Annotated in this window: 19 protein-coding genes; 10 read left to right on the top strand and 9 right to left on the bottom strand. The window is 64.3% G+C overall.

What is annotated here, in order from left to right:
- Nucleotides 1-5 precede the first annotated feature (5 nt).
- The 5 genes from J5J83_RS02790 (at nucleotide 6) to J5J83_RS02770 (ending at nucleotide 4,056) form a co-directional block, all read left to right on the top strand.
- Entirely contained in the window at nucleotides 6-1,037 is a 1,032-nt protein-coding gene (locus J5J83_RS02790; protein WP_212345068.1) for a branched-chain amino acid ABC transporter permease, read from the top strand.
- The gene (locus J5J83_RS02785) at nucleotides 1,034-1,810 is read left to right on the top strand and encodes an ABC transporter ATP-binding protein (RefSeq protein WP_249115598.1); all 777 of its coding nucleotides are present in this window, start codon (nucleotides 1,034-1,036) and stop codon (nucleotides 1,808-1,810) included. The genes J5J83_RS02790 and J5J83_RS02785 overlap by 4 nt, the downstream gene beginning before the upstream one ends.
- Nucleotides 1,807-2,517: an ABC transporter ATP-binding protein gene (locus J5J83_RS02780; RefSeq protein ID WP_212345066.1), complete on the top strand. Its 711-nt coding sequence runs from the start codon at nucleotides 1,807-1,809 to the stop codon at nucleotides 2,515-2,517. The genes J5J83_RS02785 and J5J83_RS02780 overlap by 4 nt, the downstream gene beginning before the upstream one ends.
- Nucleotides 2,507-3,433, top strand: coding sequence for an alpha/beta hydrolase (locus J5J83_RS02775; RefSeq protein ID WP_212345064.1), 927 nt, complete (start codon nucleotides 2,507-2,509; stop codon nucleotides 3,431-3,433). The genes J5J83_RS02780 and J5J83_RS02775 overlap by 11 nt, the downstream gene beginning before the upstream one ends.
- A gap of 98 nt (nucleotides 3,434-3,531) precedes the next feature.
- Complete coding sequence (locus J5J83_RS02770; RefSeq protein WP_212345062.1) at nucleotides 3,532-4,056, top strand: MarR family transcriptional regulator; 525 nt, start codon at nucleotides 3,532-3,534, stop codon at nucleotides 4,054-4,056.
- 18 nt (nucleotides 4,057-4,074) lie between these two features.
- On the opposite strand, the gene J5J83_RS02765 is transcribed toward J5J83_RS02770, so the two are convergent.
- From J5J83_RS02765 to J5J83_RS02750, 4 genes are all read right to left on the bottom strand, one after another.
- Nucleotides 4,075-5,262 (bottom strand): NnrS family protein, encoded by a 1,188-nt coding sequence (locus tag J5J83_RS02765; protein ID WP_212345060.1) that lies wholly within the window; start codon nucleotides 5,260-5,262, stop codon nucleotides 4,075-4,077.
- 121 nt (nucleotides 5,263-5,383) lie between these two features.
- Nucleotides 5,384-5,833: a MaoC family dehydratase gene (locus J5J83_RS02760; protein WP_212345057.1), complete on the bottom strand. Its 450-nt coding sequence runs from the start codon at nucleotides 5,831-5,833 to the stop codon at nucleotides 5,384-5,386.
- A gap of 84 nt (nucleotides 5,834-5,917) precedes the next feature.
- Nucleotides 5,918-7,570, bottom strand: a complete 1,653-nt coding sequence (gene gpmI, locus J5J83_RS02755) for a 2,3-bisphosphoglycerate-independent phosphoglycerate mutase (protein WP_212345054.1) — start codon at nucleotides 7,568-7,570, stop codon at nucleotides 5,918-5,920.
- Nucleotides 7,571-7,771: 201 nt separating this feature from the next.
- Nucleotides 7,772-8,281: a GNAT family N-acetyltransferase gene (locus J5J83_RS02750; protein WP_212345052.1), complete on the bottom strand. Its 510-nt coding sequence runs from the start codon at nucleotides 8,279-8,281 to the stop codon at nucleotides 7,772-7,774.
- Nucleotides 8,282-8,481: 200 nt separating this feature from the next.
- Here J5J83_RS02750 and J5J83_RS02745 point away from each other — a divergent pair, with 200 nt between their 5' ends.
- Nucleotides 8,482-9,117, top strand: coding sequence for a hypothetical protein (locus tag J5J83_RS02745; protein WP_212345049.1), 636 nt, complete (start codon nucleotides 8,482-8,484; stop codon nucleotides 9,115-9,117).
- 146 nt (nucleotides 9,118-9,263) lie between these two features.
- Here the strand turns inward: J5J83_RS02745 and J5J83_RS02740 are convergent, their stop codons facing one another.
- Complete coding sequence (locus J5J83_RS02740) at nucleotides 9,264-10,076, bottom strand: hypothetical protein (RefSeq protein ID WP_212345046.1); 813 nt, start codon at nucleotides 10,074-10,076, stop codon at nucleotides 9,264-9,266.
- Nucleotides 10,077-10,135: 59 nt separating this feature from the next.
- The gene (gene parA / locus J5J83_RS02735) at nucleotides 10,136-10,801 is read right to left on the bottom strand and encodes a ParA family partition ATPase (RefSeq protein WP_212345043.1); all 666 of its coding nucleotides are present in this window, start codon (nucleotides 10,799-10,801) and stop codon (nucleotides 10,136-10,138) included.
- A gap of 198 nt (nucleotides 10,802-10,999) precedes the next feature.
- Between parA and J5J83_RS02730 the strand changes: the two genes are divergently transcribed.
- Together J5J83_RS02730 and J5J83_RS02725 are read left to right on the top strand one after the other, a co-directional pair.
- Nucleotides 11,000-12,271 carry a bifunctional O-acetylhomoserine aminocarboxypropyltransferase/cysteine synthase gene (locus J5J83_RS02730; protein WP_212345040.1) on the top strand — a complete coding sequence of 424 codons (1,272 nt, stop codon included), beginning with the start codon at nucleotides 11,000-11,002 and terminating at the stop codon, nucleotides 12,269-12,271.
- A gap of 113 nt (nucleotides 12,272-12,384) precedes the next feature.
- Nucleotides 12,385-12,936 carry a hypothetical protein gene (locus J5J83_RS02725; protein ID WP_212345037.1) on the top strand — a complete coding sequence of 184 codons (552 nt, stop codon included), beginning with the start codon at nucleotides 12,385-12,387 and terminating at the stop codon, nucleotides 12,934-12,936.
- Nucleotides 12,937-13,056: 120 nt separating this feature from the next.
- Here J5J83_RS02725 and J5J83_RS02720 read toward each other — a convergent pair whose 3' ends face one another.
- The gene (locus J5J83_RS02720; RefSeq protein ID WP_212345034.1) at nucleotides 13,057-14,859 is read right to left on the bottom strand and encodes a M61 family metallopeptidase; all 1,803 of its coding nucleotides are present in this window, start codon (nucleotides 14,857-14,859) and stop codon (nucleotides 13,057-13,059) included.
- 471 nt (nucleotides 14,860-15,330) lie between these two features.
- On the opposite strand from J5J83_RS02720, the gene J5J83_RS02715 reads away from it, so the two are divergent.
- The gene (locus J5J83_RS02715) at nucleotides 15,331-18,510 is read left to right on the top strand and encodes an error-prone DNA polymerase (RefSeq protein ID WP_212345031.1); all 3,180 of its coding nucleotides are present in this window, start codon (nucleotides 15,331-15,333) and stop codon (nucleotides 18,508-18,510) included.
- 108 nt (nucleotides 18,511-18,618) lie between these two features.
- On the opposite strand, the gene J5J83_RS02710 is transcribed toward J5J83_RS02715, so the two are convergent.
- Nucleotides 18,619-19,233, bottom strand: coding sequence for a LysE/ArgO family amino acid transporter (locus tag J5J83_RS02710; protein ID WP_212345028.1), 615 nt, complete (start codon nucleotides 19,231-19,233; stop codon nucleotides 18,619-18,621).
- A 129-nt stretch (nucleotides 19,234-19,362) separates the two neighbouring features.
- Between J5J83_RS02710 and J5J83_RS02705 the strand changes: the two genes are divergently transcribed.
- On the top strand, nucleotides 19,363-20,256 hold the full coding sequence (locus tag J5J83_RS02705) for a LysR family transcriptional regulator ArgP (RefSeq protein ID WP_212345025.1): 894 nt from the start codon (nucleotides 19,363-19,365) through the stop codon (nucleotides 20,254-20,256).
- 49 nt (nucleotides 20,257-20,305) lie between these two features.
- Here the strand turns inward: J5J83_RS02705 and J5J83_RS02700 are convergent, their stop codons facing one another.
- Nucleotides 20,306-21,007 carry a DUF1826 domain-containing protein gene (locus J5J83_RS02700; protein WP_212345022.1) on the bottom strand — a complete coding sequence of 234 codons (702 nt, stop codon included), beginning with the start codon at nucleotides 21,005-21,007 and terminating at the stop codon, nucleotides 20,306-20,308.
- Between the last annotated feature and the right edge of the window lie 65 nt (nucleotides 21,008-21,072).

The raw sequence follows: 21,072 nt of genomic DNA, 5'->3' as shown, positions 1-21,072 counted from the left end.
TTCACATGAACACCAGATTCGGCCCCAGTCGCAGCGCGGAAACCCCGCTCGTTGCAGGCCTGCCGGGCGCATGGACGGCCATTGCGGTGGCACTCGCACTCGCCATCTACCCACTCATCATGTCCTCCATGGACGAACCCTTCTACATCAGCATCGGCAGTCGCGTGCTGATCCTGGCCCTGGCCGCCAGCGCGCTGAACCTGGCGCTCGGCTACGGCGGCATGATCAGCCTCGGTCACGCGGCATTTCTCGGTACCGGTGGCTATACCGTGGCGATCCTTGCCAAGTACGACGTGCTCGCCTCATGGGTTGCGGTGCCGGCAGCCGTGCTGTTCGCGGCGCTGGCGGCCTTCATCATCGGCGCGGTGAGCCTGCGTACGCGGGGCGTGTACTTCATCATGATCACCCTCGCCTTCGCCCAGCTGTTTTACTACCTCGCCATCTCGCTGCCCGAGTTCGGCGGCGATGACGGACTGCCCCTGTCGGCACGATCGACGATCCCCGGCCTGTCGATCGACAGCGACCTTGCCTTCTACTACTTCGTGCTGTTCACCGCCGGACTGGCCTTCGTCCTCCTCTACCGGCTGGTGGCCTCGCGCTTCGGCCGCGCACTGGTGGCCATCCGCGAAAATGAGCGCCGCATGGCGGCAATCGGCTACCCGGTCTATCGCCTCAAGCTGATGGCCTTCACGCTATCTGGCGGCCTTGCCGGCCTTGCCGGCGCGCTGTTGGCCAACCTCAGCCTGGGCGTGACCCCACATACGCTGACCTGGCACCAGTCGGGTTTGCTGATGGTGATGGTCATCATCGGCGGCTCGGGTTATTTCTGGGGCGGAATCACCGGTGCGGCGATTTTCCTCCTGCTCGAGGAGAGCATCTCCACCCACACCGAACACTGGAATCTGATCCTCGGGTTGCTCCTGCTGTTCATCGTCATGGTGGCCCCCAATGGTGTGATGAGCCTGCGCGAACGCATGCGCGCCCGATACGGCGCGAACGACCGGGCCACCCCCAAGGCAAGCACGGAGAAGGCATGATGAGGCACACCATTCTCAAGGTGGACAAGCTGGTCAAGCGCTTTGGCGGGCTGGTCGCCACCGACGACTGCTCGCTCGAAGTCAGCGCAGGCGAAGTCCACGCCCTGATCGGTCCCAATGGCGCCGGCAAGACCACCCTGCTCGCCCAGTTGTCGGGCGAACTGGCGTCGGACGGGGGACGCATCCTGTTCGAAGGCAGCGACATCACCCGCCAGCCCATCCACAAGCGCGTCGCCGGCGGCATCGTGCGCTCGTTCCAGATCACCACGCTGCTGCCGCGCTTCACCGTGCGCGAAAACCTGGCCCTCGCAGTGCAGGCGCGCACCGGCCACTCCTTCGATTTCCTCGGCACCGTGGCCGACGAGTCGGATCTGGACGAGGGCGCCGACGAGGCCGCGCGCCGGGTGGGGCTGTTCGATGTCATGGAACAGATCGTCGGCACCCTGTCCCACGGGCGCCAACGCGCACTCGAGCTCGGCATGGCCCTGGCGTGCAAACCGCGTCTGCTGCTGCTCGACGAACCGATGGCCGGCACCGATCCGGAGGAGTCGGCACGCATGGGCGAGCTGATCAACAGCCTTCGCGGCGACCATACGCTGATCCTGGTCGAACACGACATGGACGCGGTATTCCGCCTCGCCGACCGGGTGTCGGTGCTGGTCGCGGGCCACGTCATTGCCACCGGCACACCGGACCAGATCCGCAACAACCCGCAGGTCATCGCCGCCTATCTGGGCAGCGACGAAGCAGAATCGGTGGAGGAAGTGCAATGAGCAGCCTGCTCTCGATCGAAAACCTCGAAACCGGCTATGGTCAGAGCCAGGTGCTCTTCGGCATGAACCTGGAGATCGGTGAAGGCGAGGCCGCCACCCTGCTCGGGCGCAACGGCATGGGCAAGACCACCACCCTGCGTGCGGTGTTCGGCCAGCTGCCGCGCTGGTCCGGCGAGATCCGTTTCCTGGGCGAACGCATCGACGGTCTGCCCACCGAGCGCATTGCGCAAATGGGCCTTGCACTGGTCCCCGAAGGCAGGCAGATCTTTCCCAATCTCACGATCAGGGAAAACCTGCTCGCCTTCGCCGCCAACCGCAGCGGCAGTCGCGAGCCGTGGACGCTGGAGCGCATCTATCACTTGTTCCCGCGGCTGCAGGAGCGCGCGCAGAACATGGGCAACCAGCTCTCGGGCGGCGAGCAGCAGATGCTCGCGATTGGTCGCGCGCTGATGACCAATCCGCACCTGCTGATTCTCGACGAGGCCACCGAGGGCATCTCGCCGCTGATCCGAAAGGAGATCTGGCGCGTGCTCGGAAGACTGAAGCACGACGGTCAAGCCATCCTGGTCATCGACAAGTATCTCGAGGAATTGATGCGGATTGCAGACCGCCACGCTTTCATCGAGAAAGGTCGCAGCCCCTGGGCCGGCGACAACACGGCACTTGCGGCCGAACCCGATCTCTGGGAGCGCTATCTTGGGGTTTGAATACACTGTGCCGGCGCACCTGTTGCCGTCCGAGGGCACCGACTTCGCCCGCGAGTACGATGTCAGCTGCCGGGTACCGGATTTCGCTGGCAGCCTTGCCGACTGGGGCCGACGCGCTGCGCTTGCCCGCACCCTGCATCCAGGCCTGTGCGACCTTCGCTATGGCCAGTCCGCGGCGGAAACCCTCGATCTCTTCCTGCCCCCCTTGCGCGACGGTACGCCCGCACCCTTGCTGGTGTTCATCCATGGTGGATTCTGGCGCCGCCTTCACAAGGACGACTTTTCGTGGATCGCGACGCCCTACCTCACGCACGGCGTCGCCGTGGCAGTGGTGAATTACGGCCTGGCGCCAGCGACGACGCTCGAGGACATTACCGCTCAGACCCGGCGCAGCATCGCCTGGCTCTATCGCCACGCACCGGAATACGGCGTCGACGCGACCAGGATCGTGGTATCGGGTCATTCGGCGGGTGGCCAGCTCACCTGCATGGCACTCGCCACCGACTGGCCCGCCATCGGTGCCGACCTCCCCCGCGATCTGCTCGCTGCGGGGATTGCGCTCAGCCCTGTCGTCGACCTCAAGCCGCTGGCATCGGTGCCAGCGTTGCATGCAGACCTCGACTTCAACCCGGCACGCATTCGTGACCAGAGCCCGGTACGACTTCGGCCGGCATCGGATGCCCCCCTGATCGGTGCCGCCGGTGGCAGGGAAAGCGCGGAGTTCCGCCGCCAGCTGGCGCTGCTCGCGAACGCCTGGCAAGGCGTATGGAAGGGCGAGGTGGCGATGCCTGCGGCGGATCACCTGACCCTGTGCGACGCATTTGCGGATGAAGGTTCAGCGCTGTTCTCGGCAGCGCTCGAGCTGATACGCAGTGTCGGCAACGGAAGCAGGCTGCAACAAATGCTTTCACCATAAATTCACAACTGAATGATTTAGCCGCCTCCGAGGAGTAGAATGCGCTCATTGAGGTCCTAGGGCCCCGCCTTTTCGACGCACATCATGCAGGTACAGTCATGACGCTATCCTCCTCGGAAATCCACTCCGGCGACGCGCCGGAAGCCATCGATCACGAGACCCGCGCGACCGATGACGATCACGAAGCCCTGCGGGTATGGCTGCGGCTGCTGACCTGCACCAACATCGTCGAGTCACGCTTGCGCAATCAGTTGCGTACCGGCTTCGATTCGACCCTGCCGCGCTTCGACCTCATGGCACAACTCGACCGCAACCCGGACGGGCTGAAAATGCGCGAACTCTCGCGCCGATTGATGGTGACCGGCGGCAACGTCACCGGCCTCACCGACAAACTGGTGGAAGAAGGCCTGGTCGAACGCCGCGACGATCCGCGCGATCGCCGCGCCTACTCGGTTCACCTCACCCCTGCCGGCAAGCGCGCCTTCCGCCAGATGGCCAAGTCGCACGAAGGCTGGGTCATCGAACTTTTCAGCGGCCTCGATCATGCGGAGAAGATGCAGCTCCTCGAGCTCCTCAACCGACTCAAGCGTCATCTGGTCACGCTCGAAGGCGCCAACGCCTGAGGCTTGAATGCCCTTGTATCAACCGGCCTTGCCGTCCACCCGCGCGTACACCAGGAAAGGCGTGTAACGCCACAGGTAGAGTGCAAACGCCAGCACCCACGCCATCGCCGCCGCGTGAATGCCCGCCATCGCGGCAGCCGGAATGAAGGCCACCGTCAGCACCCTCAGCACCGCTGCCAGTTGCACCAGCGCGTAGGCAAACGTTTCCAGCCTTCCGGCCACCAGCATGCGCCCCGTGTGTCCAAGTGACGTGCGCGTAATCATGCCCATGATCAGCCCGCCGGTGGCACCGATCGCCAGCGCATGCACGCCGGCCGAACGCGCCACCAGCCCCCACTGCGACGCGGCCAGCAGCGCGAGTCCCAGCGGTATCCACAGATAGGAAACATGCAGGATCCACAGCAACGGGGTCCTGTGTGTGGCCCACGGATTCCATCCACCCCATCGGGCCAGCTGGAGCAATGCCGCCAGCGCAGATACGCCGCCAGCCCACCCCGAATAACCAGCCGCCCACAGCATCAGTGCCACGCCGGCGGCCACTGCAGCAACGAGGTCGAAGCGCGCATTGCGCCACTGCTGGATACCGCGGATCGAGTTGGCGGTAAACATCGGGATCACCCGCCCCCCGATCACGATCTCAAGTACTACGATCAAGCCGAGCGCGCCATGGATGCCCACCAATGGATCGATAGCAAGCACACCATTCACGGCGAGATGAAAGAGCGCATTGGCCACACCGAGCAGGCAGGGCAACACGCCGACGAAATAGTTGCGCCAGCTGCGCGCCTTGAGCAGTACCCGCAACAGCGCCGCTGCTGCGATGGTGAGAAACGCGATATCGACAGCGGCTACCCACCACCCGCTTCCCGCTGCCATGGCCACACGTCCGGCGAGCCATAGCGCGGCAAGTGCTGCCAGTTGTCCACCGGAGGGGGTATCGATCCCCGTCCAGTTGCGCCCCGCGGTGAACAGGAAACCGACGATCACCGCCGCGGCGAAACCAAAGATCATCTCGTGGGCATGCCACAGCATGCCGGTGATCGGCATGGCCAGCACCCCGGAAAGCACCAGCACCCACAGCGGAATCACCACCACCGCCAGCGCGGCTGCGAGCAGGTACAAGGGCCGGAACCCGAGCGCGAACAGAGAGAAGGTGTGCGGCGGTATGCGACGGGTGGTCGGTTCTTCAAGGGGTATCAGGGCCATGGCGCGCTCGGGTGGGGGTCTTGCCACCGATTACAGCCCACCATCGCGGCGATTGAAATGACCCCGGTCAATTCCGTCAAGTGCACCAGACGACAGGCAGCCGACTGCCCTGTTCAGCAGCCTATCCGCCGCGGGTGCGCAAGAGATGGTTCACGGTGAAACTTGCCACCGCTTCTCCGCGCTGGTTGATGGCCCGGTATGCCAAGCGCGCGATGCCGCGGTCGGGTTTCGAACGCGACGGACGCAACTCCAGCACCTCGACTTCGGTACGAAGCGTATCGCCGGGCCGCGCTGGCGCAAGCCAGCGCAGATCGTCGATGCCCGGCGACCCCATGCTCGACTCGGCCAGCAAGCCCTGCTGGATGAACATCCGGAAGCACAGCGAAACCACCTGAAATCCACTGGCAATGAGCCCGCCATAGATCGAATCCGCAGCCGCCCCCGCATCAAGATGGAATGGCTGCGGATCGTAGCGCAGCGCGAACCCGATGATATCGGCCTCGGTCAGTGTCACGCCGGCACAGACAAAACGCTCGCCCGGCGACAGATCTTCAAGAAACTTTGATTCCATGCTCTCGCTCCCGGAACGTTGCGACAGACACCGATCGTGCGTAATGCGGCCTGCATCGGCAAGCCGCATCTGCCGTGTCGATGCTCAGTTCACCACCAGCACGCTGTCGTCCCACTTGTCGTGTTTCTCCAGCCCAAGCAGATTGGCCACGGTGGCGGCGATGTTCGACAGCCCGGCCGTCGCGCCCTGCTGCAGCCCCAGCCGCCCACCGGAGACGTTGTCGTAGAGGATCAGTGGCACCGGATTGAGCGTGTGTGCAGTCTTGGCCTTGAAGCTGCCGTCAGTATTCAATGCCGGCTGGCGGGTCTTCTTGTCGAGCTCGAACATCTCGTCGGCATTGCCGTGATCCGCCGTGATCAGCGCCACGCCGCCTGCCGCATCGACCGCCTTCAGCAGTCTTCCCAAAGCAAGGTCGACGGCCTCGACCGCCATCGTCGCCGCGCGAAAGTTGCCCGTGTGGCCGACCATGTCACCGTTTGCGTAGTTGCATCGCAGGACCCTGTACTTGCCCGACTGCAGCGCGGCCACCATGGCATCGGTAATCTCAGCGGCCTTCATCCACGGACGCTGCTCGAAAGGCACGACGTCGCTCGGCACCTCCTGCCAGGTCTCGCCGTCGAACTTGCCGGAACGGTTGCCGTTCCAGAAATAGGTAACGTGACCGAACTTCTGCGTCTCCGAGCAGGCGAACTGTGCCAGCCCCATCTTGCTGAACCACTCCCCCGAGGTGTCGGTGATCGCCGGCGGCGCCACCAGGAAGCGCTCGGGCAGTTGCAGATCGCCGTCGTACTGCAGCATGCCGGCAAAGGTGACCCTGGGATGGCGGACGCGATCGAAAGCGCCGAAGTCCTCCTCGACGAAAGCGCGGGTGATCTCGATCGCGCGGTCGCCACGGAAATTGAAGAACACCACCGAATCGCCATCCTCGATGGTGCCGATCGGCTTGCCGTTGTCGGCGATGACGAACTCGGGCAGATCCTGGTCGATGGTGCCCGGATGTTTCGCTCGCAGCCCCTCGACCGCTGCTGTGGCATTGGCAAACTGCGGTCCCTCGCCCAGCACATGCGTGTGCCAGCCCTTTTCCACCATCGGCCAGTTGGCGTCGTAACGATCCATGGTGATGTACTGACGTCCACCGCCGGAGGCAATGCGAGCATCGAAACCGTCGGTGCTGATCGAAGTCAGGAAGCGTTCGAAGGGAACAACGTACTCGAGCGCGCTGGTCTCGGGCACATCACGGCCATCGAGAAGCGCGTGGATGCGAACAGTGCTCACCCCGTCCGCTTTCGCCTGCTTCACCATCGCCTCGAGGTGATCGATATGGCTATGCACGTTGCCGTCCGAGAACAGGCCAATGAAGTGCAACACTCCCGCCTTGCCATTGGCGCCAGTCCTGGCGCCGGCCACAACCTGCTGCCAGGCCTCACCACGCCAGATTCCGCCATCGGCGATCGCGTCTGCCACCAGCGCTGCGCCCTGGGCGTACACCTGCCCCGCCCCGATCGCGTTGTGGCCGACCTCGGAGTTGCCCATGTCCTCGTCCGAGGGCATGCCCACCGCGGTGCCATGCGCACGCAGCACAATGTTGGGGTACTCGGCCAGCAACCGGTCCAGCGTCGGCTTGCGTGCCTCGGCGATGGCACTGCCAACGGGCTGTTTCGGAATGCCGTAGCCATCCATGACGATCACCACGACGGGGCCCTGAACGCCTGCGAAGGCGGGAAATTTCTGCAACATGGTCGATTCCTGAAGGAAGAGTCCGATGCATGCGCGGCAAGCGATGGTCCGCCATGGTCCACGCAGCGAAAGGGGTGCATTTTCGCTCAAAACCGGAAAGTCGTCGCGGTGCCATCCGAATCACCGCGACCATACGATATTCGGAGGCGCCCGCGGATATCGCGCGTCATGCCCAGCACGACGACCATGCGCAAACGGGATTCAGCCACAGACCGCTGTTCTGGCCATGTAGCGCGCATCTCCCGGATAGGCGTCAAGCTTGGCCAACTCATCCGCCGAGGGCGGATCTTCGACATAGCCCAGACGCTTCCAGAAGGCCCTCGAGTCCTGAACGGAGACCAATGCCGACCACGCCAACTGCGCGCTCAGTGCGAACGCATGCGCCAGTCGCACGAGTTCGGGCCCCACGCCACGCCCGCTGGCCCGGGCGGACACCGCCAGGTCATGCAGGTAGAGACAGTCAGGCGCCGTCGCCACGCTGAAACCGCGCCCGAGCGCCGTCACCTTCCCCCGCTGCGAGGGATAGGCCACCAGATAGCCACACACGCCGACGGCATCACTGGCCACCCAGGCTGTTTCCGGGGCTGCCGCGAGGCGCTGCGCCAGCACATCACGTCCTTCGATGAAGCCCGCGTCATAGGCCTCGAGCTGCACCGCCATGACGGCATCGAGATCGTCGGCGACCATCCTGCGAAAAATCATCGCACGCATGCGCATCGCCCGAGTCACCGCCATCTGCGCGTTGCCACAACCGAACGCCAACCGCGCAATCCGCATTTCAGATTCATTGATCGAACATCGTGCAAGCAAAGGCGCATATTTTGCCGCGGGCGGGTTTCATTCGGAAGGGCCTGTGGCGTATCCTCGGGCTTACGCCCCGTTCTTCGCCCCCATGCAAAAGGAATGCAGCAATGCGCCGTTCGATCGTGATCACCGCACTCTGGTGTGCGGCGCTCCTTTGTGGCACCAGTCAGGCACAGGAACAGACGCTGTACGGCGGTTGCGTCGACGCCGCGGGACACCCGGTGGAAGCGATTCCTGACGCCAGCCTTCCCCTCGCAATCACCACCCGCGTCGAAAACGGAAACACGGTAATCCGCTACAACCACGCCATGATGCCCCGCCTTGACGACAAGGCGCGGCTCTTTCTTTACGCGCATGAATGCTCGCGTCTGAACCTGGGTGAATCACCTGTGGCACGATCGCAAGCCGGCGCGCGCAAGGCCGACTGCTGGGCCTCGGCAACGCTGCTGCGCACCGGCCTGATCACCATTGACGATCTCGAACCGCTGCAGAACGCGCTTGCCTTCAGCGCCGACGAGTGGCGCCTGCTTCCCGGCCCCATTCGCCGAATCGACCTGCGTTCCTGCCCGCGCCATCTGTCGCCGTCCATTCACGCCCCACGCCCCGATCAGGACGACTGGAACACCTGCACACGGCGCTGTGCCGACGCCTCGCTCGCCTGCCTGCACAGCGCAGGCAGTTCCGCTTGCGACGTATCCTACGGCCGGTGCACGGCGCAATGCGATGCGAGCTTTCCGCGCTAGGCGTATGCGCGGCAGAAACCTGACCCCGGGCACATGGCGGGGGAACCGGCCCCCGGGTAAACCGTCCGCACACCGCTGAACCACATTGTGCCGGCGCCGCACTGACAGCCGCGCGGCGCAGCGGCACGACACGCATCAGCGCGGGCTCACTTCTTGCCCTTGCCCTTGAGAACCACCGGGAGCGCGTCAAGCACGAGTACCAGATCCTTCGTGGCGCGCTCGCCCGCGAGTTTCAGCGCCGCACGCAGCACTTCCGACTTCGTTGCCAGCCGACCTGCGCGTGCCAGCGCGGTCCGGATCCGCTTGAGCTCCGCATGTTCGCTCTTTGGCATCGAGAACGAATCACGCACAACCTTTCCGGGCTTCTCCTTCTTTGCCTCGACCGGAAGCGGCGACGCCGGCACGGGCGCGAGCGCTTCCGTGACGTTCGGTGCCAACGGCTTGCTTGCGGCCTTCGGTTTGGCTGCAGCCCTTGTCTTCGCGGGCGTCGTCGCCTTTGCAGGCGCTTTCGCCGCAACCGGTTTTACCGCTGCGGGCATGTCGACCGCAGCAGTTTTCGCCGGCTTCGCGAGCGATGCCTTCTTGACGGTCGTCTTTGCCACGGGACGGCTGACCGCCTTCGCCTTTGCGGCGACTGGTTCTTTCGCCTTTGCGGCGACCGGTTTCTGGACCGCTACTTCCGCCACCTTCGAGGCGGTGTCGGGCTCACCCCCGGCAACGACTGGCGGAGCCGATGTCTGCACCGTTGCCGCGACGTCGGCCGCCTTGATCTTGCCAGCGCCAGCCCGCGCAGTCTTTTTCGCAACCGGTTTGGCTGCATCCCGCTTCGGTGCTGCAGGCGACTTCGCCGCAGGTTTTGCTGCTGCTTTCGCCGCAGTGGGTTCGGATGCCGGGGTGCTCACGGGCTCTGGCGCCGACGCCGGAGCGCTTACAGCGACCTCCGGCAGGCGCTCGGCCACCGACGCGTCTTCCTGCTTGAGAGTGGCGCGCAGCGCCGATTGCGTTTTCTTACGTGTCGTCATCTTGTTTCCCCTGTCATTTCCAGGACGGCCTCGACGAGGCGATCCACTTCTTCACGGGCCTGCTCTGCACTTCGACCCAACCGATAGACCGTACCGCCCTCGACCGCACTCTGCGCATAGGCATTGCGCTGCGACAGATTGGCGCCGACGACCGGCAGCGAAAAATCGCCGAGAATCTCCAGCACATCTCCCGCCAGCGCCGTGCGTTGCACCCGGTTGGGCAGCAATGCACCTTGCAGCCCCGGCCGCCGCGCCATGGTGGCCACTACGAGGCGTTCCACCGCACGCGTTGACCACAAATCGGTCGGACTCGGAACAACGGGGATCAGGATCACATCGGCTAATTCGAGCGCCGCAAGCGTATGCGGATGTTCGATCGAGGGGGGACAGTCAAGCAGCAACATGTCTGCGCGGCGCGCATGGCCATTGACCTCCCTGGTCAAGGTTGCGAGATCACCCCGCATGCTGTGCACGGACGCCGGAAATGGCTCCGACGCACTGGCTGCTGCCGCCCACCGTGCCGCGCTCTCCTGCGGATCGAAATCGCATATGGCGATCCGGTAACCGGCCCCGGCAAGACCTTCCGCCAACTGCATCGTCACCGTTGTCTTGCCGACGCCTCCCTTCTGCGACAACAGGGCAATGACCCTGCATTGTTTCATCTTCTTCTCCTCGACATCCCAATCCAGATGCGGGCCCCAGCATGGCATCTTCCCGATCTGCATTCGGTAATACTTTATTATTTTCTCCTTCGGCGTGGCGGATGGCAAGCATTGCGCAAAGCTCATCATTTCAAGTTATTTCGATATCGATGCGGCTCTGGATATACTCGCCCGACCATTTCCGAGGAGACCCCGACAATGAAACTCGAAACCATCGCCGTACACGGTGGCTATTCGCCCGACCCGACCACCAAGGCTGTCGCGGTACCGATCTACCAGACGACCTCCTATGCATTCGACGACACCCAGCATGGCGCCGACCTCTTCGACCTGAAAGTGGCCGGCAACATCTACACCCGTATCATGAACCCAACGACGGCCGTGCTGGAACAGCGCGTTGCAGAAATGGAAGGCGGCATTGCCGGCCTGGCCGTGGCGTCGGGCATGTCTGCGATCACCTATGCCATTCAAACCATCGCCGAAGCCGGTGACAACATCATTTCGGCGGCGACCCTGTATGGCGGGACCTACAACCTGTTCGCCCATACCTTCCCGCAACTCGGAATCGACGTGCGCTTTGCCGACTACCGGGATCCCGAGGCGTTCGCGAAACTGATCGACGACCGAACCAAGGCGATCTTCTGCGAGTCGGTTGGCAATCCGCTGGGCAACATTACCGACTTCGAGCGCCTGGCCGAGATCGCGCACAAGGCGGGCGTGCCGCTGATCGTCGACAATACCGTGCCCTCACCCTACCTGTGCCGCCCGATCGAGCACGGTGCAGACATCGTCGTGCACTCGCTCACCAAGTACCTGGGTGGCCATGGCAATTCCATCGGCGGCATCATCGTCGATTCGGGGAAATTCCCCTGGGCCGAGCACAAGGCGCGCTTCCGCCGTCTGAATGAGCCCGATGTGTCCTATCACGGCGTCGTATACACCGAAGCACTCGGTGCCGCCGCCTACATCGGTCGTGCGCGTGTTGTCCCGCTGCGCAACATGGGCGCGGCCCTGTCGCCATTCAACGCCTTCCTGATCCTGCAGGGCATTGAGACCATCGCGCTGCGCATGGATCGCATCTGCGAGAACGCGCTGGCCGTCGCCCGCTATCTGAAGACACAGCCGAAAGTGTCGTGGGTCAACTATGCCGGTCTGCCCGATCACGCCGATCACGGCCTGGTGCAGAAGTACATGGGCGGACGCGCGTCGGGCATCCTTTCCTTCGGCGTCCAGGGCGGACTCGAGGGCGGCGGACGTTTCCAGGATGCGCTCAAGCTGGTGACGCGTCTGGTGAACATCGGCGACGCCAAGTCGCTTGCGTGCCATCCGGCATCCACCACGCACCGCCAGCTCACACCTGCTGAAATGGCCAAAGCCGGGGTCTCGCCCGACATGGTTCGCCTGTCCATCGGCATCGAGCATATCGACGATATCATTGCCGACCTCGAACAGGCGCTGGCCGCAGTCTGATTCAAGCACGATGACGTCCGGCTGCATTTCGGTGCAACCGGACGCCACGACGGCGGCCGTCGTAGTAGACTCGCGCACTGTTCCATTCAGCCCCCTAGCACGGGCACGCCGACATGCCGCTCATTCCCCAGGCTCAGGACTCCGCACTCGCAGGCGATCTTGCGCGTCGCCGCGCGGGGCGCTGTCTTGTCCTCTCGCTACTGGCCACACCGGCCTCGATCTGGCTCTTCCTCAATCTCGACACGATCTGGCCGAAGATCATGGTGCTCGAAGGCGCAACGTTCATGATCGGCGCCACGGTACTGGGCACCGTGCTGGCGCTGACGCCGCTGGCGGCCGGCATCGGATTCCTGCTTTCGGTCTGGTATGGCGTGGAAAGCGTCTATCTGCCTCGGCGCGGCCGTTCTCCGCTGCTCGACAAGGGCATTGTCGCCGGCGGTCTGCTGGTATGGTTCGCGCCTGCGCTCGCGGCGGCAGCCTCGATCGTCATGGGGCTGATCCAGGGCCGCCTGCACTTCACCCGCCCGCCACGGGACTACTTCATGGCGACCGACCCGATCGCGTTCTGGCAAGGCATCGGCTTCTGGCTCATCATGGGCACGCTGTTCGGCATGCTGGCCTGGCGTTACTGGCGCAACAAGCTGCTGAAGAAACAAGCGGCATAAGCACGGGCGTCGCTGACGACATCGTCAAGGCGCCCGATCGATCAGGGCCATCCCCTCCCAGGTACCGGCCCTTTGAGTTCGTGCAGCAGTCTTCCCGCACGACCGCGCCCTGCGCAGGGCTCAATGCCCCAGCCAACCCTTTCGCAGTCGGCGCACCGACGCTGCCGCCTTGTCGTCGAGCGCCAGTTTGACCGTATCTCCGGCAGCTGCGGCGAGTTCGACATCGAACTTCATCAGCTCGTCGCGGCGGAAGGCATGCACCTCGATCGAGTCGCCCGCCCGATGACGCTCGAGCATGCCGTCGATATTGGCGGCAGTCACCTTGATGCCGTCGATGGCAAGCAGCACATCGCCTGCCGACAGCCCTGCGCGCTGGGCGGCGCCGCCGTCATACGCTGTGGCAATCTTCGCTTCGCCCTTGCCGTTGCCACCCGCGAGCTTGACGCCCAGCGTCGGCTTCGCGCCCGGTGCCTCGGGCTGATACGCCACGCCGAAGGGTTTGAGCAGGCGGGCCAGCGGCAGGTCGTCCGTGCCCTCCACCGCCTTGCGCAGCCAGCGCGCCAGCCGAGCGCCGCAATCCTTGCCACCGACTTCCTCGACGATGGCAAAGATACCGTCCTCGGCAACGCCGACGCCGGTCTGTCCATGGCGCTGCCACAGCAGCCGCATCACGTCGTCCAGACTGCGCTTGCCGCCGGTGTCGGCGCGTAGCTGCAGATCGAGCGCAAGGGCGATCAGCGACCCCTTGGCGTAGTAGCTGACGATCGCGTTTGGCGAGTTCTCGTCCTGCCGGTAATACTTGCTCCAGGCCTCGAAAGAGGACTCCGCCACGCTCTGACGCAGCCGCCCCGGTCCGCGCAGGACGCTGGAAACGGTCTTCCCGACCAGCGCGAGATAATCGGCGGCCGGGATCACCCCTGCGCGCACCAGCATGAGGTCGTCGTAGTAGGAGGTAAACCCCTCGAAGGCCCACAGCAGCCGGGTGTAATTCTCCACCGCAAGGTCGTAGGGCACGAAGGCGGCAGGCTTGATTCGCTTGACGTTCCAGGTATGGAAGTACTCGTGGCTGCACAAGCCGAGAAAGGTCTTGTAACCGTCGGGCAGCCCGTTCATGCCTTTCCATGGCAGGTCGGCGCGACTGGCAAGCAGCGCGGTGGAGGCCCGATGTTCCAGTCCGCCGTAGCCGTCGCCGACGAGCTGGGTGAGGAAGACGTAGTAATCCATCGGCGGCGGTGCGCCAAAGAGCTCGATCTGGCACTGGCAGATGCGCGCGAGATCGCGGGCGAGGCGTTCGGTGTCGCAGTCGTGGCGACCGGTCAGCGCGATGTCGTGGCGCACCCCACCGGCCTCGAAGTCGACAAGCGTGAAGGTGCCCATCTCGACCGGATGATCGACCAGCTCGTCGTAATTCTCCGCCCGGTACAGGCCGAACCCGTAAGCGCGTGCAGCACCGATTTCGCCGCTGGCACGCGGCAGGGCGGTCGCCACCTTCCAGTCACGACAGGACACGTCTTGCGGGCTCTCGATCTCGACCAGACAAGGTCGGTCGGTGCGCCCCTCCACCGCCAGAAACACGCTGGTGCCATTGAAAAAACCATGGGTCTGGTCGAGATGGGCCGCGCGAACCGACAGATCCCATGCATACACCTCGTAGTGCAGTGTCAGCGGCTTTCCCGCGACCAGCCCGGTGACAAGCCAGGTGTGCTTGTCGAGCTTTTCGACTTTCGCGGCCTTGTTGCCCGACTCGGCTCGCAAACTGACGATGTGGCGTGCGAATTCGCGAATCATGTAGCTCCCCGGAATCCAGGCCGGCATGCTGAAGCGCTGGCCTGCGACGTCAGGATCGCTGACCGTGCAGCAGACCTCGAACACATGGGCTTCGGGACGCGAGGGGCGGATTGAATAGCGGATCGGAGCGGTCATGAGCGATGTTGAAGATGGCGGAGTATGAGACGGAAGCTCGATTTTAGGCGCTTTGCGCGGCACTGCCCATTTTTTGTGCAGCACGGAAAAAGCCAACTGCGTCAAGCGGTTCGCCCACCCTCCCACACCTTGTCCACAGCTTCGTTCACCCCGTACGTGGATAAACCGGCTTGATCGCATTTTCTATCCACAATCGCGCTTCGAATACGTAATAACCGCAACGGAAAATCACTGGACAAATGCCGTTTCTACACGAAAGGACGGGCTGAACACCGCATTCTGCGTGCTTGCCTGTTTTTTGAGCAGCCATCGAATCCCGCATCGATTCAAGGACGTCCGGGCGTGCCCCACATCTTGTCCACAGCTTCACCCACGACGGTCGTGGATAAAGATTACTGATTGAGAATCGGCGCCGAAAAGGTCAGAAAAACAGCCATTGCTGCAGAGTCTGTATTTATTTACAGTCAACAAATGATCCCCCGCTTTGCCGAACTCCATTGCCTGTCGAACTTCAGCTTCCAGCGTGGCGCTTCGCACCCCGAAGAGCTGGCCACACAGGCGGCGGCCTTCGGTTATGAAGCGCTCGCCATCACCGATGAATGCTCGCTGGCGGGTGTGGTTCGCGCACACCGCTGCATTCGCGAGCAGGCGCTGCCAGTCCGGCTCATCATCGGCAGCGAGATTCGACTCGAGGATGGCCCCGCGCTGGTGGTACTGGCCTGCAACCGCATGGGTTACGGCCAACTCTCGCGCCTGGTCACCCGTGGCCGGCGGGCAGCCGGCAAGGGCCATTACCGGTTACTGCGCAGTGACCTCGAGGACGGGCTGGACAATTGCGTGGTCGTGTTGCTGCCGCCCAGCCAACCCGACGCCGACACCCAGGCGACGGCACACTGGGTGGCCAGCCGCTTCCCCGGTGCGGCCTGGCTGGCCTTCACGCAGACGCTCGATGGCCACGATGCCACTCGCCTGGAGAAGCTTCGCCTGATCGGCGAACGCGCAGGGCTGCGCCTGATCGCCAGCACCGGCGCATTGATGCATGACGCCAGCCGCCGTCCGCTGGCCGACGTCCTGACCGCCACCCGTCTGCTCACGACCGTGGCCGATGCCGGACTTGCGCTCGCCGGCAACGCCGAGCGCCGCCTGCAGGCACGCGAAGCGCTCGGGCGCCGTTTTCCGCCCGATCTGCTGGCCGAAACCCTGGTCGCGGCCGAACGCTGCAGCTTCAACCTCGACGAACTGCGCTACGAATACCCGGAAGAACTCGTCCCTGCGACCGAATCCCCCGCGTCCTGGCTACGCAGACTGGTCGAGGCCGGCCTGCGCTGGCGCTATCGCAGGACCGCCTCGGCCGACGCCGCGCTGGCGTACGGTGACAATACGGACGACGACCCCGCGCCGCCACGGGTCCGCCACCAGGTGGAGACCGAACTGACGCTCATCGGCGAGCTTGCCTACGAGGCCTACTTCCTCACCGTGCACGACATCGTCCGTTTTGCCCGCAGCGCCGGCATCCTGTGCCAGGGACGCGGTTCCGCCGCCAATTCGGTGGTGTGCTGGGCACTGGGCATTACCGAGGTCGACCCGTCGCTCGGCATCATGCTGGTCGAGCGTTTCATCTCGCGCGAGCGCAGGGAGCCGCCGGACATCGATGTCGATTTCGAGCACTCGCGCCGCGAAGAAGTCATTCAGTACATCTATCGCAAGTACGGTCGCGAACGCGCCGCACTGGCCGCCACCGTCATCAGCTACCGTTCGCGCAGCGCGCTGCGCGATGTCGGTCGTGCGCTGGGCTTCGAGACCGCACAGATCGAGCGCCTGACGCGCGACCGCTTCTGGTTCGACGGCAGCGAGGTCATTCCCGAACGGGTGCGTGAGGCCGGTTTCGACCCCGACAGCCCGCAAGTCGCCCATCTGCTCACGCTCACCCGGACGCTGATCGGCTTTCCGCGTCATCTGTCGCAACACGTGGGCGGCTTCGTCATTGCACGCGGCCGGCTCGACGAACTGGTACCGATCGAGAACGCCGCGATGCCCGACCGCACCGTGCTGCAGTGGGACAAGGACGACCTCGACACCCTCGGCCTGCTCAAGGTCGACGTGCTCGCGCTGGGCATGCTCTCGGCACTGCGCCGGGCGCTCGAAATGGCGTCCAGGTGGCGCGGCACCGCACTGACCCTGGCCAACATTCCGCGCGAGGAAAAGGCGGTGTACGCCATGCTGTCGCGCGCCGACACCATCGGGGTGTTCCAGATCGAATCGCGGGCGCAGATGACCATGCTGCCGCGCCTCCGGCCCGAGCGCTTCTACGACCTGGTAGTTGAAGTCGCCATCGTGCGGCCGGGTCCGATCCAGGGCGGCATGGTCCATCCCTATCTCGAGGCACGCGCGCGCAAGGCCCGTGACGAAGACCCGATGGCCGATCTGCGGATGGAGATCCGTGAAGTACTCGAGCGCACGCTGGGCATCCCGATCTTCCAGGAACAGGTGATGCAACTCGCGGTGGTGGCAGCCGGTTTCACCGGCGGCGAGGCCGACCAGTTGCGCCGGGCCATGGGGGCATGGCGGCGCAAGGGCGAGCTCGAACGCTACCGCGACAAACTGTTGCAGGGCATGGCGGAGCGGGGCTATGCAGCCGAGTTCGCCGAGCGCCTGTGCCGGCAGATCGAGGGCTTCGGCAGCTACGGTTTTCCCGAGTCCCATGCAGCCAGCTTCGCCTTGCTGGTCTACGCCTCAGCCTGGCTCAAATGCTTCGAGCCCGCCATCTTCCTGTGTGCATTGCTCAACAGCCAGCCCATGGGCTTTTATTCACCCTCACAACTGATTCAGGATGCGCGCCGCCATCAGGTCACGGTACGTAGCCCTGACGTCAATGCCAGCGCCCGCGATTGCACGCTGGAGGCGCTGGGCAATGAGGCTTCCGCTCACGATCCCGCACGCTCGAATCCTGCCGTGCGCCTCGGGCTGTGCATGATCCGCGGACTGGGTGCCGACCTTGCCGAAGGCATCGTCACCGCCCGCGCAGCGCGGCCCTTTGCCGACGTGACCGACCTCGCCACACGCGCCCGCCTCGATACCACCACCCTGCAGCGCCTGGCCGCCGCAGGCGCCCTGCAATCACTGGCCGGCAACCGGCGCCAGGCCCTGTGGCAGGCCACCGGCAACGCCCCCTTGCCGGGGATGCTCAACGGCGCCGCCGGCAGCGAAACGGCCCTTCGCTTCGCCCCGCCGTCAGCGGCAGAAGATCTGTGCAGCGACTACAACAAGCTCGGCTTCACCCTCGGTCGCCACCCGCTGAGCCTGTTGCGCGCGACCTTGCGTCAGATGCGCTTTCTGGATGCGGCCGAAATCATGCACTGCCCCGACCGCATGCTCGCCCGCGCCGCCGGCATCGTCACCTGTCGGCAGCGCCCCGGCACGGCAAAAGGCACGATGTTCATCACGCTGGAAGACGAAGCCGGCCTCATCAACATCATCGTGCGTCCCGAACTGGTCGAGCGCCAACGGCGGCAACTGCTGGGCGCCAGGCTGCTGGGGGTGTATGGGCAGATCAGCCGACAGGGCCAGGTGGTGCACCTCATCGCCGGGCACGTCGTCGATCATTCGTCGCTTCTCGGCCAGCTCGACACCCACAGCCGGGACTTTCACTGACGTCCCCCAGCAGGCGGCACGGCGACACCCAGCCATCAAGAGAGAGGGACAAGGCGCCTGCACCGACGCCATGCCTTCCACACCCGCTTCACGCCCTCAATGACGGGGTCAATGGGAGGCCAGCAGCAGCCACCCGGCAATCCCCCACAACATCAAGGCCACGCCACCGTCCAGAAACTGCCAGGCACGCGGACGTTCGAAGAGCGGCGCGAGCAGCCGCGCACCATAGCCCAGCAGTACGAACCAGCACACCGACCCGGTCACGGCGCCCGCGGTAAACAGCGGCCGCAGTTCGGCCGCCTGACTGCTGCCGATCGACCCCAGCAGTACCACGGTGTCGAGATAGGCATGCGGATTGAGCAGACTGAAACCGGCGGCCGTCACTAAGGCCTGACGCCACGACAATGCCCGCCGCTGCCGGCCCTCGATCTGCAGACGGCTTGCCTGCAGCGCCGCGCGCAGTGAGCGCAGCCCGTACCAGCCGAGGAAGGCCGCACCCGCATAACGCGCGCCGTCCATCCAGTCCGGATTGGCGGAAAAAACACTGCCCAGACCGGCCATGCCCAGCAGGATCAGGCTGATGTCGCACAACGCCGACACCACCACCGTGAGCAGCACATGTTCCCCACGCAAACCCTGGCGCAATACATGCGCATTCTGCGCACCGATCGCGATTGTCAGCCCTAGGGTCAGCGCAAACCCGTTCAGAAAAACGCCATTCATGTTCCGCTCCGACAGATGAAGGGACGCCCACGCCACGCTGCGGGACCGCCCTTGATGAACGCAATCTAGCTGCGAACCGGCCATGAAATAAGTAATATCGTTAAATTTTCATATACATTCATTTTTCTAATGTTAGATGCGCGCTTGCTGGCCTTTGAGGCCGTACTGAAGGAAGGCGGATTCGAACGCGCGGCGCGCCGCCTCAAACTCACCCAGTCGGCCGTGTCGCAGCGGGTGAAACTCCTCGAATCGGAGTTCGGGCAGGCTTTGCTGGTACGCAGCAAGCCGGTACAGCCGACACCGGCCGGTCGCCGCCTGCTGCCCTACCTCACCCAGCTGCGACTGGTCGAAGCCGAGGCGCAGCGGGCACTGTACCCGGGAGCCGAAGGTGCCCCCCTGCGCCTGCCCGTCGGCGTCAATGCCGACAGCCTGGCCACCTGGTTCCTGCCCGCGATCGAGCGGGTGGTGCAGGAAGAACGGCTGGTGCTCGATTGTGTCGTCGATGATCAGGACCACACGCACGCCCTGCTCGCCAATGGCGAGGTGCTGGGTTGCGTGAGCACCCGTGCAAACCCGATGCGTGGTTGCGCCGTGCTCAAACTCGGCGTGATGCGATATCTGTGCGTCGCGTCTCCCGCCTTTCGGGCACGTCACTTCCCGAACGGGCTGAGTCGAAGCGCGCTGGCCATCGCGCCGGCAATCGTGTTCGGCCGCCACGACGACATGCACGAGCTATTCCTGCGCAAGCAGTTCGGCCTCGACAGCGGTCATTACCCCTACCACGTCGTGCCGTCGTCAGAGGGTTTCATGGCCTTTGCCGAATCCGGGCTGGGCTATGGTTTCGTGCCTGAAATTCAGGCCCGCAGCGCCATGACCGCCAGTCGCCTCGTGGACCTGGCACCCGACCAGCACGAACGCGTCGAGTTGTACTGGCATCACTGGCAGGTCCAGTCGACTGCGATGGCGCATTTCTCTCACGACCTCGCCGCAGGGGCCTCGAGCGCACTTGAGCAGGATGCATGAGCGCCTCCCGCCCCGGGGTTCGATGACCTTGAGGGCACCGACATATCCATTACCACAACGGGTCCATCGCCACGAGCACGCGAGGACTGCATGCGGCCTCGATTGCGGGCGAGCGGTGGATGAGGCCGCGTGCGTCATTGCCCGGCCAGCGTGCCCCCTTCAACAGCGCGACACTGAACGTAGGTATCCGCTCAATGCGGGCTCCGGGACCAAGCAATCCGGACAGCTCGTCCGGATTGCCCGCCGCGCCAGCCCCGAGTCTGCCGCGGTCAACTGCACTGTCGTCAATCCACTCCGTACCCGGCCCCCGATAGGTACACAGGAGCCGCACACTGAGATGATCAACGTGAAAGCGAGGGCACATCGCACGATCGATGGTCTCGACCCGCAGTCCGACGCGCTCGCAGCCGGTCAATTCGACGAGCAACTCGGACAGGAGGCCCAGATCCTCGATCAGACCATCGCAGTCCGACCATGAATCAGGCGGGGCGAGGTCGCGCACCGCCCCGGCGTCGATCACGGTGCGAAAGCCGGATACTGACGTGGTCTGCCGCGCAATAAGATCATTGACGACAGAAGCAATCGCACCACGCTGCCACACTGCAAGTTGAACCTCCGGCACGAGAATTTGCGCAAGATCAGCAACGTTCGTGCTGCTCACCGTGTGTCCGATCTCGCTGCCGGATAAAGGCGGAAGGCCCACGGGCGAATGCTCACTCCCGTACTCCATATGACAGGTCTTCATGTTCATTGATCCAATCCGATCATGTATCCCCCAGGTCGCGGGTCGCCCCCCCGGATCTGCGCGCTGAACTG

It is taken from the genome of Azoarcus sp. L1K30, assembly GCF_018122735.1.
Classification (GTDB): Bacteria; Pseudomonadota; Gammaproteobacteria; order Burkholderiales; family Rhodocyclaceae; genus Parazoarcus.
Note: the sequence above shows the minus strand (reverse complement) of the source record. Positions and strands in the feature narration are given on the sequence as shown.